Origin of the sequence: Streptomyces sp. NPDC101227 (genome assembly GCF_044767545.1) — a bacterium.
Classification (GTDB): Bacteria; Actinomycetota; Actinomycetes; order Streptomycetales; family Streptomycetaceae; genus Streptomyces.
Map to the genome: position 1 here is coordinate 164,303 of NZ_JBIWOD010000006.1, position 13,927 is coordinate 178,229.

Sequence of the window (13,927 nt, forward strand, 5' to 3'; positions counted from 1 at the left end):
AGGTGCGCTCGACCGAAACCGATCGGGCGCGGACGTCGACGCGGTCCCCTGGTCCGCTCCGCCCGCCCCGGCCCCGCCGGTCGTCCGGACAGACAGGACAGCCTTGGCTGGCGCACTCGTGAGACGGCGTGGAAGAGAGAATCGATTCTTGTGAGTGCTGCGATGCGAAGCCGGACCCCTGATCGCCTGTGCGCCGAGGCGGTCGACCTTGCCCGGGTGGCGGCGGAGGAAACCGCGCTTCCCGGAATGGTCGGCGAACACATCGATGCCGTCGCCGACGCGGACCGCGTGGTCACCCACCTCTTCGCCTGCAACGAGCCCGGCTACCGGGGCTGGCGCTGGGCCGTGACGATCGTCCGGGCCTCCCGCGCCAAGGCCGTCACCGTCGATGAGTCGGTCCTGCTGCCCGGACCCGACGCGATCCTCGCCCCCGAGTGGGTCCCGTGGAGCGAACGGCTGCGCCCCGGCGACATGGGCCCCGGCGATCTGCTGCCCACCGAGGCCGAGGACCTGCGCCTGGAGCCCGGCTACTCCGGCGACGACGGCCCGCCGCCGAACTCCGTGGTCGCCGAGGGAATGGCCGCCGACGTCGCCGACACGGAGGAGGCCGATGTCGTCGCGGGCTCACCCGCGTCCCAGCCCCTCCCCGAGCGCGGCAGCATCGCCGCCGTCGCCGAGGAACTGGGCATGCGCCGCGCCCGAGTCCTCTCCCGCTACGGCCTGCACGCCGCGGCCGACCGCTGGGAAGAGGCGTACGGCGCCAAGACCCCGATGGCTCAGGCGGCCCCCGCCACGTGCATGACCTGCGGCTTCCTCACCCCGCTCACCGGCTCGCTGCGCCAGGCCTTCGGCGTGTGCGCCAATGAGTTCGCCCCGGCGGACGGACGGGTCGTCTCCCTGTCGTACGGCTGCGGGGCGCACTCGGAGGCGGCCGTGATGCCGGCACCGCCGCGGCCGGCCGCGCCGGTGGTGGACGAGACCGTCGTCGAGCCGCTGTCGTTGCGGCCGGAGCCGGGCGGGTCGGTGTCGGAGGCCGGGCCGGCGGAGGAGCTCGGGCACAGCTAGCGCTGTGGTTTTCTCCCCACGTCGTCGGCTTTCCCGCCGTGAGGGTGCGCTCGCGCTTCGGGGCTCCACGTTGCCGGCTGTCTCGCCGTGGGGGTGTGCCCGCCTTCGGCGGGCGGGGTGGGGGTTGGCCGTGGAGGTCGGGTGGTGTGTCGGGGTGGGCGCGGCGTCAGGCCTCCAGGACTTCGTCCCTACGGCCTGCCGCCTCCCGTTCGTCGTCGACCTTCGGCCGGGGGAGAGGAAGGTACAAGACGGGCCGCCCGCTGAACCTCCCAGATCAGCTACAGCCGTGTTCACCCCCACTCAGGGGTGGCCGCGAAACCGTCGGGAGGGGACGGGCCGTAGGGACGAAGTCCTGGAGGCCCGGCACCGCACCCCACGGCACCGCCCCGCGAGCCACCCCACCACCTCCCCCGATCCCGCCGAAGGCGGGGACAGAGCGACAGAAGAAGCACGGCGCCGCACCCGGCCACGTGGGACGCGCCCCGAAGGGTAACGTCGGGCCCAGCAGGACCACCTCAAGGGAGACGAACACGTGGCTGGTACGTCGTGGGTACGGGGCGCCGACGAGGGCGCCGACCCGTTCGGGACCGCGCGGCAGCGGCGCGGCGTACTGGATGCCTGGGCCGCGTCGCCCGCCCGGTTCCGGGAGGACGCCAACGCCGAGGAAGACCTCGCGCTGGGCGGCTACCGCGACCGCCTCGTCGTCGAGCTGGCACAGAACGCCGCCGACGCGGCCGGCCGCGCCGGCGTCCCCGGCCGGCTGCGGCTGACCCTGCGCGCGGCCGACGCCACCGAATCCGCCGTCCTCGTCGCCTCCAACACCGGCGCCCCCCTCGACGCCACCGGCGTCGAATCGCTGTCCACGCTGCGGGCCTCCGCGAAGCGGGAGAGCAGCGCGGCCACCGCCGCGGTCGGCCGGTTCGGTGTCGGGTTCGCGGCCGTGCTGTCCGTCAGCGACGAGCCCGCGCTGATCGGCCGTACCGGCGGCGTCCGCTGGTCGCTCGCCGAGGCCCGCGCGCTGACCCAGGAGGTGGCCGCGCACAGCCCCGGCCTGGGCGGCGAGCTGCGCCGCCGCGACGGCCATGTACCGCTGCTGCGCCTCCCGCTGCCCGCGGAGGGCGGCGCGCCGGAGGGCTATGACACCGCCGTCGTACTGCCGCTGCGCGACGGCGCGGCGCAGGACCTCGCCGAGCGGCTGCTCGCCGGCGTCGACGCGGCCCTGCTGCTGACCCTGCCGGGCCTGTCCGAGGTCGTGATCGAGACCCCGGAGGGCGTACGGGAGCTGAGGTGCCGTCAGGACGGCGACTACGTCCTGATCGACGACAGCGAGCGGGGCGCCACCCGCTGGCGGGTGGCCACGGACGGCGGCCCGCTGGATCCGGCGCTGCTCGCGGACCGGCCCGTCGAGGAGCGGCTGCGCCCCGCCTGGTCGGTGACCTGGGCGGTGCCGGTGGACGCGGAGGGCGCGCCGGTACGCCCCGCGACCGCCGCCGTGGTGCACGCGCCGACCCCGACGGACGAGGCCCTCGGCCTGCCCGCGCTGCTCATCGCGTCGTTCCCCCTCGAGCCGACCCGCCGCCATGTCGCCCCGGGGCCCCTGGCCGACTTCCTGGTGGAGCAGGCCGCCGTCACCTACGCCTCGCTGCTCCGCGACTGGCAGCCGGTCTCCGTCGGCACCCTCGACCTCGTACCGGGCCCCCTGGGCAAGGGCGGCTTGGACGGCGAACTGCGCCGCCAGGTGCTGGAGATGCTGCCGCGGGTGCGCTTCCTGCCCAGCGCGGGAACGCCCCAGGAGCCGGAGGCATCGCCCGAGTGGGACGGGGAGGAGGACGCCGCCGAGCGCTATGTCCTGCGCCCCGTGGACGCCGAGCTGCTGGAGGGCGCGGGCGCGGCGACCGTCGGCGTACTGGCCGAACTCTTCCCCAGCCTGCTGCCGGCGGGTCTGGAACGGCGTCCGGAGTTGCGGGCGTTGGGTGTGGCGCGGGTACCGCTGGGCGAGATGGTGGACCGGCTGGCGGGTGTCGAGCGGGCGCCCGGCTGGTGGTGGCGCCTGTATGACGCGCTGGCCGGTACGGACCCGGACCGGCTCAGCGGGCTCCCGGTGCCGCTCGCAGGTTCGGGCGGACGGGACGCGGGCGCCGAGGCCGGACAGGGGGCGGGCGGCGGCGTACGGACCACGATCGGGCCCCGTCAGGTCCTGCTGCCGCTGCCCGGCGGCGGCCCCTACGAGGACGGCGACACCGAGGCCCGGCACCGCACCCTCGCCCGCCTCGGCCTGAAGGTCGCGCATCCGGACGCGGTCCACCCGCTCCTGGAAAAACTGGGTGCCACCCCGGCCTCCCCGCGCGCCGTGCTCACGACTCCCCAGGTGCGGGCGGCCGTGGAGAACTCCCTCGACGCCGACGAGGACGCCTTCGATCTCTTCGCGGACGAGCTCGGCGGCGGTATCGGCGCCCCGCTCGGCGCCGAGGAACTGGCCGAGGCGGTCCTCGGCCTGGTCCGCGATGCCAACCTCGCTCCCGGCGACGAGCCCTGGCTGGCCGCCCTCGCCCTGCCGGACGAGGACGGCGAGCTGGCACCGGCCGGGGAGCTGGTCTTCCCCGGCAGCCCCTTCGAACGCGTCATCCGGGAAGGTGAACTGGCGGCCTGCGACGCCGAGTTGGCCGACCGCTGGGGCGAGCAGCCGCTGACCGCCGTCGGCGTCCTGGCCGCCTTCGCGCTCGTCCGCGCCGCCGACGTCGTCCTGGACCCGGACGAGCTGGAGCCGCGCGACGGGGACTTCCCCGAGCCCGACGACCCCGGTCTGCTCGACGCCGTGGACGTGTGGTGCGAGGACATCCTCGACACCCTGCCGGGGACGCCCGTCCCCCCGGTCGTCACGGAGCTGGTCGCCGTGCGCGATCTCGACCTGGTCGACGAGGACTGCTGGCCCCAGGTCCTCGCCATGCTCTCCCAGCCGCCCCTGCGCGATGCCCTGACCACCCCCGTACGGGTCCTCCTCCCCGACGGCACCACGGAGTCCGTACGCCCCTACACCGCCTGGTGGCTGCGCGGGCACCCCGTACTGGACGGCCGCCGACCCGCCGGCCTGCGCGCGGCCGGCGGCGACCCGCTGCTGACCGGACTGTACGAGTCCGCGGACGCCGGCGAGGTCGACGACCAGGTCCTGCGCGCCCTCGGTGTCCGTACGTCCCTGGCCGCGCTGCTGGACGAGCCGGGCGGCGCGGCGGAACTCCTCGCCCGTCTCGCCGACCCGGACGTCACCGTCGGCGCGACCCAACTCCACGCCCTTTACGGCGCGTTGACGGACCTGGACCCCGACGACGTCACCCTCCCCGACGAGCTGCGGGTTGTCGTCGACGGCGAGATCCAGGTCGTGGACGCCGGCACCGCGCTGGTCGCCGACGCGCCCGACCTGATGCCCCTCGCCGTCCACCTCCCCCTCCTCCCGGTCCGCCCGTCCCGCGCCGCCGAACTGGCCGAACTCCTCCAGGTCCGACGCCTGAGCGAGGCCGTCACCGCCGAGGTCCGTTCGGAGGGCGTACGGCACGACATCCCGGACGCGGTGCGCGTGCTGCTCGGCCCCGCCACCCCCGCCTCGTACGTCGAGCACGAATCGCTCGCCCTGGAGGACGGCACGGAACTCGACTGGCGCTGGACCCCGGACGCCACCTTGCACGCCGCCACCCTGGAGGGCGTGGCCGCCGGCCTCTCCTGGGCCGCCGCCCAGTGGCCCCGCCGCTTCGAGGTCGCCGCCCTCCTCGAAGACCCGGACCGGGGCGAGGAACTGGCGGAGGCGCGGTGGTTCGACTGACCGACCACCGGCCGGGTGCGTGAAGGCCCCGTCGCACTGCGACGGGGCCCGTTGTCCGCGGCAGGGGGCGTCAGTCGGAGCTGAACTTCTTCACCAGCGCCCAGATGACGACGATCACGCCGACCCCCAGGATCAGCCACTCCCACCAGTCCATGACACCGTCGCTGGTCCCGTGACTGCCGCCGTAGTGGTGGGAGTAGTGGTGGTGGCCGCGAGCCAGGATCTCGTACGTCAGGTCCCCCGAAATGAGCTTCATGGGGACGGACCATAGGGGCACTCCGGCCGGGGCGCCAGCCTTACGGGCGGGTGGGGTCCATGCTGTCGGCACACGGGGGAGCGCCGCGCTCCGGATGATGGCGATCGCGCCGGGGGGAGTGTCGGCTTCCTCGCTGCAAACGTACTGATGACCGACTTTAGGGTGAGCATTTCCCTTCCCTTTGGCATTCCTTGAACAGCATCTGATGGGCTGTCATGGGCTTTGCCGAGGGGGGAATTATGGCGATCGAGCTGCCTGAACAAGTGGTGACGTTTCTTCAGTTCATCGGGGTGAACTGGCCGAACGTCGACGAGGACAAGGTTCGCGAATTCGCGTCCCATGTACGGGACTTCGCACAGAAGGTGGATGACACCCACAAGGACTCCACATCCACGATCAAGCAGTTGGAAGACGTTTACCAGGGCGCGTCGTACGAGGCGTTGCTGGCCAAGTGGGCGCAGCTGTCCGACGGCCATATGACGGAGCTGGTCAACGCCTGTCACACCGTGGCATCCGCGCTGGACATTGCGGCGGACACGATCGTGGCGATGAAGCTGGAGGCGATCGCCGAACTGACTGTGCTGGCCATCACGTTCATTGCCGACCAGGCTGCCGCGGTCGCCACCCTCGGGATCGCGGAGGCGGCCGAGGCGCTTGTGATAGCGGCGGCCGAGAAGCTCATGGACTTCCTGGTACAGCAGTTGGAGCAGTACATCATCGCCCAGGTCATCGAGGCGGCGATCGACCCGCTGGTGGAGACGGTCAGCAAGGCCGTGAGCGGCATGGTCTTCCAGGCCGCCGAGTCCGCGCTCGGCGTCTCCGCCGGCGGCGGGGCAGGCGGCGGCGGGCAGGGCTTCTCCATCCACCCGGAGCAGCTCCACGCACGCGCCGAACAGCTGCGCGGACACGCGCAGAAGGTGGCGTCACACGCCGCCGAATTCGAAACGAAGGCTGCGGGGGTGACCTTCGAATGAGCAATCCGATCGTCAAGGCGCTGGAGAACGGCGCGCAGAAGCTGGGCAAGACCCTGGCCAAGGACGCCAGTAAGGCCGTCCAGGACCTGTACCACGGGGCGGGCGACCGTCTGAAGAAGGTCGCCACCAACCACGCCGAGAACGACGCCAAACACGCCGCGGAGCTCGAAAAGCTCCTCAAGGGCCGCAAGGAGGACATGCCGCACGCGCCCCACGGCACGGGCGGTGGCCGGCCGTCCGGTGGTGGCCGGTCGGGCGGCGCCCGCGCGGAGGCCGAGGCCGAACACGCAAACGACAAGACCCGCAAGGACGAGACCAAAGAGACGGATGACACCGACCCCGTCGACCTGGCCACCGGCAAGGTTTTCCTGACCCAGACCGACATCTCCCTCCCCGGTGTCCTGCCCCTGTCCTTCACCCGCAGGTACGAGTCCTCCACCCGCGTCGGACGCCACATCGGGCCGTCCTGGTCCTCCACCGTTGACCAGCGCCTCGAAATCGACGCCGATGGCATCGTCTTCGTCACCGAGAGTGGCATGCTGCTGCGCTATCCCACGCCCGAGACCGGCGAACGGGTGCTGCCGGAGAACGGACCCCGCTGGCCGCTGATGCGCACCCTCCGGGGCGACTGGGCCGTCAACGACCCCGAGACCGGCCAGACCTGCTACTTCAGTGACGCCCTGCACGCCCCCGGCATGGCCCTGCCGGACGAGATTACGGACCGCAACGGGCACCGGATCACCTTCGACTACGCCGACGAGACCGGCATCCCGTACGCGATCCGACACAGCGCCGGTTACGAACTGAAGCTGACCTGCGACGACGACGGCCGCCTGACTGACCTCCACCTGGCGGGCGCGGCCGAGGACAGCTCGGACCAGCTGATCCGTTCTTACGGTCATGACGAGTCCGGCAATCTCACCACCGTCACCAACGCCGCGGGCGCCGTGACCCGGTTCGAGTACGACGCCGACCACCGGATGACCGCGTGGGTCGACTCCAACGACTCCCGCTACGAGTACAGCTACGACGGCCGTCATCGCTGCACCGCGCAGTCCGGTGCTGAAGGTCACATTGCCAACCGCTTCGCCTACGGCGACCCCGACCCGGAAACCGGCCACCGCACCACCACCCACACCAACGGTGAAGGCTTTCACACCCGCTATCTCGTCAACGACCGCCTCCAGGTCATCGCGGTAACCGATCCTCTCGGCAACACCACTCGCACCACCTATGACGCCGCAGACCGGCCTCTGACGATCACTGATCCGCTGGGTGCCACCACCCACTTCACCTACGACGACGGCGGACACCTCGTCTCCGTCGTTCGCCCGGACGGCTCCACCAGTACCGCCATCTACACCGACCTCGGCCTGCCGACGGAAGTCAGGGGCCCGGACGGCCAGACGGTCCGGCAGGAGTACGACGCCAACGGCAACCGAATCGCCGTCACCGACCCCACCGGCCAGACCACCCGCTTCGCCCACGACTCCAATGGCCACCTCGCCTCCGTCACTGACCCGCTCGGCCACACCACGCGTATCGAGTGCGACGGCGCAGGCCTGCCGCGCGCCGTCACCGACCCGCTCGGCGCTGTCACCACTTTTCACCGGGACAAGTTCGGCCGCACCATCTCCGTCACTGACCCGCTCGGCAACACCACCCACTACCAGTGGACTCCGGAAGGCCACCTCGCTACCCGCCTCAACCCGGACTCCACGCAGGAATCCTGGACGTACGACGGAGAGGGCAACCGCACCACCCACACCGACTCTCTGGGGCAGGTCACAACCTTCGAATACGGTCACTTCGATCAGCTGAAGGCGCGCACCGATCCAGACGGCGCACGCTACGAGTTCGTCCACGACACCGAGCTCAAACTCATGAAGGTCACCAACCCACAGGGCCTGACCTGGCGATACGAATACGACGAGGCCGGGCGCCTGATCGCGGAGACGGACTTCGACAAGCGCACCCAGACCTATGTGCACGATGCGGCAGGGCGGCTGGTCTCCCGCACCACCCCGCTGGGCCAGTCCATTCGCTTCCATCGCGATGCCCTCGGCCAGACCCTCACCAAGGACGTCGACGGTGCGCTCACCACCTACCTCTACGACGCGGCCGGTCGTCTGGACCAGATCACCGGACCGGACAGTGAGCTCACATACAACCGCAACGAGTTCGGAGAGGTCGTCGCCGAGACGGTGAACGGCCGCACCACCACCTTCACCTACGACTCCCTTGGCCGCCGAATATCCCGCACCACCCCCACCGGCGCGGTGAGCACCTGGACTTACGATGCTGCCGGGCAGGGCACCGGACTTGACGTCTCCGGCCGCACCCTGGCCTTTGCGCACGACGCTCTCGGCCAGGAAATCTCCCGCACCCTCGGCGACCTCACCTTCACCCATGCCTACGACGCGCTCGGCCGCCTCACCGACCAGCACATCACTTCAGCCGCCGAAACCGTCCAGCACCGTGCCTACACCTACCGTGCGGACGGCTACCTCACCGGCATCGCAGACCACCTCAACGGCGTCCGCCACTTCGAACTGGACACCGCCGGTCGGGTCACCACCGTCTCTGCCCACAACTGGACCGAGACCTACGCCTACGACGCGGCCGGCAACCAGACCCACGCCATGTGGCCCAACCGCCACCCGAACCCCGAGGCCCGCGGCGAGCGCACCTACAGCGCCACCCGCCTCGACCGCGCGGGCCATGTCCGCTACGAATACGATGCGGCTGGCCGCACTACCCTGCGCCAGAAGACTCGACTTTCCCACAAACCCGATACCTGGCACTACACCTGGGACGCCGAAGACCGTCTCACCGCGTGCACCACCCCGGATGGCACGACCTGGCGCTACACCTACGACCCGCTCGGCCGACGCACCGCCAAGCTACGTTTGACCGAAGACGGCCAACACATAGCCGAACAGGTCAACTTCACGTGGGACGGGAGCAACCTGTGCGAACAGACCACCATCGTCCACGGCCGCTCCACACAAGTGACTATCACCTGGGATCACCAGGGCATCAAGCCCCTGACCCAGCGCGAGCGGATCACCGCAGCCCACGCCCCGCAACACGAGGTCGACCAGCGCTTCTTCGCCATCGTCACCGACCTAGTCGGCGCCCCTACCGAACTCCTCGACGAACAAGGCACTATCGCTGCCCGCACTCGCACCACCCTGTGGGGCACCACCACCTGGAACACAGACGCCACCGCCCATACCCCTCTCCGCTTCCCCGGCCAATACTTCGACCCCGAAACCGGACTCCACCACAACTACTTCCGCACCTACGACCCAGAGTCCGCCCGCTACCTCACCCCCGATCCCCTCGGCCTGACTCCAGCCCCCAATCCGTCCACTTACGTTCACAACCCCCACACCTGGACTGACCCCCTCGGCCTCGCCCCCTACCCCAATAGGGCCGCCTTTGTAGCAGACCAGCATGGGACCGTCGTTCCGACGGATCGGGTTAGATTGGAGACGGGACTCCAGAGAGCTGTAGACGCAGGAGAACCTGGGTTCAGTACTTCCCCGACCAGAGCAGCGGGTGTCCAGTACCACTTGCCGAATGGCGAATCCATCCGCGTCATGGAACCGTCGGGAGTTGCGCCCCTGCGAGCCTCGTTCGAACGGCCGGGCCCGAACGGTCAGAAAGGTCAGGCAATTAGCCCATTCACAGGGCGGCAACCTCAGGCGCCGCGAGGTATGAAGGGTGCAGCCGCTAAACAGTACATACGCGAACGAACCCATGTGGAACTTTACTAATGATCACTGACGTGTTTATGGAACTAGCGCCCCGCCTGCCGCTTCGGATCGATGACTGCCAACAGGATTCCGAGACGCTCTATCTGGGTGGTCCCGGGTGGAGTCTTCGGATCTCGGGGCCGTGGCGGTTGAGTAAGAGCGAAGTCATCGAGGCTTCGAATGGTGCCGAACTCAGGGCTGACATGGCGGGAAATATTAATTCGGTCATAAACTCGGAAATCGTCGACATTCAGCCTCAGTCGCGTTTCAATTCACTCGACATTGCTCTCCTTATGCGAGATGGGCGAGTTCTGGAGGTTTTTAGTGACTACATTTACGATAATTGGTTGCTTACGTTCCAAGATGTGGCGATTGAGGGGCCATTGCAATCCTCCGAGCAGCAATAGTTCCAAACGGCAAGAGGTCCCGCACCTCTAGATGCGAGACCGACTTGGTGTCGACGGGGGCCGCGCGGGATGGGGATCCGCCGTACCGCGCACCAGTGCGCTGCTGGGCCCCGGGAAAGGGACCCGAGCGGCAAGTCGGAACGTGACGGAGAATCTGCTGCCGGCAGGGCGAATCTTGACGAGCAGTGCGAACTCGACTCCATCGCTCAACAGCTCTTCAGGCTGGGGACTTTCGGCTAGCTCGGCGACACGTGTCGCCACGGCTCAGCCGTAGCCCTGCCTGCCGAAAGGGCGCCGGCCCCGCTCATGACGAGCGGGGCCGGCGCCCTTCGGAACGATTGGTGCGGTGTCAGTTGGTGAACTTCTTCACGAAGCTCCAGAGGATGGCGACCACGCCGATGGCGAGGATCACCCACATCCACCATTCCATGGGGCCGCTGCTGCCGTCGCCGCTGCCGCCGTAGTGGCCGCCGTGGTGGTGGCCCCTGGCCAGGATTTCGTACTTCAGGTCCCCCGCGAGAGATGTCATGGGGATGGACCCTAGGGGGAGGCGGGCGGAAGCGGCAATTCCGTGGCCTCGTCAGGCGGGGAAGCGGCGGGCGACCCAGCGCCAGGTGATCTCCAGGAGTACGGCGGCGATGGCGGCGATGGCGACGGCGGTCCAGGGCATGGTCGTGCCGACGAGCTTCAGGTCGAAGAAGCGTTGCAGCCAGGGCGTGACCAGGACGACCACGAAGCCGAGGGCCATGGCCAGGACGAGGGCGATCCGCCACCAGGTGTAGGGGCGGGCGATGATCGCGAGGACCCAGATGGCGGCGAGGAAGAGGGTCAGGGTGGCGGCGCTGGTCTCGGCGGGGAGGGCGTGGGGGCCGGTGTAGTAGCTGCGGGCCAGGAGGTAGGTGGCGAAGGCGGCGGTGCCGGTGATCAGGCCGGAGGGGACGGCGTAGCGCATCACGCGGCGGACGAAGTGGGGGCGGGCGCGCTCCTTGTTGGGCGCGAGGGCCAGGAAGAAGGCCGGGACGCCGATGGTGAGGGTGGACAGCAGGGTCAGGTGGCGGGGGAGGTAGGGGTAGGGGATCTGCCAGCAGGCGACCAGGATCGCCAGGAGGACCGAGTAGACGGTCTTGGTGAGGAAGAGGGTGGCCACCCGGGTGATGTTGCCGATGACGCGGCGGCCCTCGGCGACGACCGAGGGGAGGGTGGCGAAGCTGTTGTTGAGGAGGACGATCTGGGCGACGGCCCGGGTCGCCTCCGAGCCGGACCCCATGGCGACGCCGATGTCCGCGTCCTTCAGGGCGAGGACGTCGTTGACGCCGTCGCCGGTCATGGCGACGTTGTGACCGTGGGACTGGAGGGCGGCCACCATGTTCCTCTTCTGCTGCGGGGTGACGCGGCCGAAGACGGTGCTCCGGGAGAGGACGGCGGACATGGCGGCCGCATCGGCGGGGAGGCTGCGGGCGTCCACGGGCGCGTCGGCTCCCGGCAGGCCGAGTGTGCCGGCCACCGCGCCCACCGATACCGCGTTGTCGCCCGAGATGACCTTGGCCTGGACGCCCTGGTCGGCGAAGTAGCGCAGGGTGTCGGAGGCGTCGGGGCGCAGGCGCTGTTCGAGGACGACGAGGGCGGTGGGGCGCACCGCCGCGGTGACTTCGGGGTCGTCCAGGGCGCGGTCGGTGGCGGCCAGGAGGAGGACGCGCAGGCCCTGGGCGTTGAGCTCGTCGATGTCGGCCAGGGCACCGTCACCCGGTGGGAGGAGGACGTCGGGGGCGCCCAGGAGCCAGGTGGTGCGGTCGCCGTCGGGGGTGGCGAGAAACGCGCCGCTGTATTTGCGGGCGGAGGAGAAGGGGAGGGTGTCGGTCGCGGTCCAGGTGGTGTCGGTGGCGGGGTAGGCGTCGACGATGGCCTGCAGTGAGGCGTTGGGGCGGGGGTCGCAGGCGCCGAGGGCGGCCAGCACCTGCGTGACGTACGGCTCCTCGGCGCCGTTCCGGGGGCGGATTTCGCGGACGTCCATGCCGCCCTCGGTGAGGGTGCCGGTCTTGTCGAGGCAGACCACATCGACCCTGGCCAGACCCTCGATGGCGGGCAGTTCCTGGACCAGGCAGTGCTTGCGGCCGAGGCGGATGACGCCGATGGCGAAGGCCACGGAGGTGAGCAGGACCAGGCCCTCGGGGATCATGGGGACGATGCCGGCGACCATGCGGCGGATGGCTTCGTCGGCGGGGAGCCCGAGGGTGAACAGGTGGCTGAGGATGAGGCCGAGGGCGGTGGGGATCATCATCCAGGTCACGTATTTGAGGATCTGGCTGATGCCGGTGCGCAGTTCGGAGTGGACCAGCGTGAAGCGGCTGGCCTCCTCCGCGAGCTGGGCGGCGTAGGCCTCGCGGCCGACCTTGGTGGCGGTGAAGGCGCCGGCGCCCGCGACGACGAAGCTGCCGGACATCATCCGGTCGCCGGGCTTCTTGAGGACCGGGTCGGCCTCGCCGGTCAGGAGCGACTCGTCGATCTCCAGGCCGTCGGTCTCCAGGACCTCGCCGTCCACGATGATCTTGTCGCCGGGTCCGAGTTCGAGGACGTCGTCGAGGACCACCTCGGAGGTGGGGATCTCGGCGGCCACGCCGTCGCGGCGCACGGTCGGGCGGGCCTCGCCGATGACGGCCAGGTTGTCCAGGGTCCTCTTGGCGCGCAGCTCCTGGACGATGCCGATGCCGGTGTTGGCGACGATGACGAAGCCGAACAGGCCGTCCTGGATCGGGCCGACGGCCAGGATGATCGCGAAGAGCACGCCGATGATGGCGTTGAACCGGGTGAAGACATTGGCCCGGACGATGTCGGCCGTGGAGCGGGAGGAGCGCACGGGGACGTCGTTGACCTCGCCCCTGGCCGTCCGTTCGGCGACCTCGGAGGCGGTCAGGCCGGGGTGCGACGCTTCGGGGACGGGGCGGCGGGCGGGGGCCTCGGCGTCGGGGCGTCCGCCGGCCGGTCCGATGCTGCCTCCGGGCCCGTCTCCGGATCCGGCTCCGGGCCCGTCCTCGGGTCCGCCGACCTCGGCTCTCGCCCGGTGCGTCATGCTCCCGACGTTACGGGGGGAATGCCCGGTTCACCTGCCGGGGCGGGCTCTTCCGCCGCCGGGGTGGCCGCCGGGCGGGGCCTCAGACGGGATCGCTCGCCGCGGCCCGCTTCACGGCGGCGTCCCGCTTGATGGCGGCGTCGCGCTTGCGTACGTACCAGATGCCGAGCAGGCCGAGGGCGGCGCCGGCGAGGCAGGTCCAGATCAGCCAGGTGCGGCGGTGGTCGGCGTACCAGCCGTAGAAGGGGAGCTGGCCGAGGAAGAGCACGAACCAGATGATGGTGCCGCCGGTGATCGTGCCGACGACGGGACCTTCGAGGGGCGCCGGAGCCTCGCGCAGTTCGGACTTCTTCCACATGGGGGTCAGCTTACGGGGAGGGCGTACGCCCTCAGGGGCGGGCCGGACGCCGCAGGGGTCTACGCGCGGAGATAGCGATCAACGGATTGTTTATTCATACTGAACCTTTCTGGGTCTGGCGGGTTTGGATCGTTGATTCATCCAATCTGATCCGGTTGATTGTGTTTCTGTCCCTGGCCCTGTCCCTGCTCGTGTTCCGGGCTGTTGGGCCCCTGCGCCTGATCC

General features: G+C 70.1%; 9 protein-coding genes. 5 read left to right on the forward strand and 4 right to left on the reverse strand.

Annotation, left to right across the window (positions count from 1 at the left end):
- The first annotated feature begins 162 nt into the window (after positions 1–162).
- Together ACIRPT_RS15865 and ACIRPT_RS15870 are read left to right on the forward strand one after the other, a co-directional pair.
- On the forward strand, positions 163–1,065 hold the full coding sequence (locus tag ACIRPT_RS15865; RefSeq protein WP_403512559.1) for a DUF3027 domain-containing protein: 903 nt from the start codon (positions 163–165) through the stop codon (positions 1,063–1,065).
- 532 nt (positions 1,066–1,597) lie between these two features.
- The gene (locus tag ACIRPT_RS15870; RefSeq protein WP_403827351.1) at positions 1,598–4,879 is read left to right on the forward strand and encodes a sacsin N-terminal ATP-binding-like domain-containing protein; all 3,282 of its coding nucleotides are present in this window, start codon (positions 1,598–1,600) and stop codon (positions 4,877–4,879) included.
- Positions 4,880–4,949: 70 nt separating this feature from the next.
- Here the strand turns inward: ACIRPT_RS15870 and ACIRPT_RS15875 are convergent, their stop codons facing one another.
- Positions 4,950–5,135 carry a hypothetical protein gene (locus ACIRPT_RS15875; protein WP_403827353.1) on the reverse strand — a complete coding sequence of 62 codons (186 nt, stop codon included), beginning with the start codon at positions 5,133–5,135 and terminating at the stop codon, positions 4,950–4,952.
- 215 nt (positions 5,136–5,350) lie between these two features.
- Here ACIRPT_RS15875 and ACIRPT_RS15880 point away from each other — a divergent pair, with 215 nt between their 5' ends.
- From ACIRPT_RS15880 to ACIRPT_RS15890, 3 genes are read left to right on the forward strand one after another with little or no spacing between them, the layout of a single operon-like run.
- On the forward strand, positions 5,351–6,109 hold the full coding sequence (locus ACIRPT_RS15880) for a WXG100 family type VII secretion target (protein WP_403827355.1): 759 nt from the start codon (positions 5,351–5,353) through the stop codon (positions 6,107–6,109).
- Positions 6,106–9,891 (forward strand): DUF6531 domain-containing protein, encoded by a 3,786-nt coding sequence (locus ACIRPT_RS15885; RefSeq protein WP_403827357.1) that lies wholly within the window; start codon positions 6,106–6,108, stop codon positions 9,889–9,891. Before ACIRPT_RS15880 ends, ACIRPT_RS15885 begins: the two co-directional genes overlap by 4 nt.
- The gene (locus ACIRPT_RS15890; RefSeq protein WP_403827359.1) at positions 9,891–10,277 is read left to right on the forward strand and encodes a hypothetical protein; all 387 of its coding nucleotides are present in this window, start codon (positions 9,891–9,893) and stop codon (positions 10,275–10,277) included. Before ACIRPT_RS15885 ends, ACIRPT_RS15890 begins: the two co-directional genes overlap by 1 nt.
- Positions 10,278–10,626: 349 nt before the next feature.
- On the opposite strand, the gene ACIRPT_RS15895 is transcribed toward ACIRPT_RS15890, so the two are convergent.
- The 3 genes from ACIRPT_RS15895 to ACIRPT_RS15905 all read right to left on the reverse strand — a co-directional run bounded on the left by ACIRPT_RS15895 (position 10,627) and on the right by ACIRPT_RS15905 (position 13,702).
- Positions 10,627–10,806, reverse strand: a complete 180-nt coding sequence (locus ACIRPT_RS15895; RefSeq protein ID WP_403827361.1) for a hypothetical protein — start codon at positions 10,804–10,806, stop codon at positions 10,627–10,629.
- A gap of 51 nt (positions 10,807–10,857) precedes the next feature.
- Positions 10,858–13,344, reverse strand: coding sequence for an HAD-IC family P-type ATPase (locus ACIRPT_RS15900; RefSeq protein ID WP_403827363.1), 2,487 nt, complete (start codon positions 13,342–13,344; stop codon positions 10,858–10,860).
- Between the two features lie 82 nt (positions 13,345–13,426).
- Positions 13,427–13,702, reverse strand: a complete 276-nt coding sequence (locus tag ACIRPT_RS15905) for a DUF2530 domain-containing protein (RefSeq protein WP_403827365.1) — start codon at positions 13,700–13,702, stop codon at positions 13,427–13,429.
- Positions 13,703–13,927: the final 225 nt, after the last annotated feature.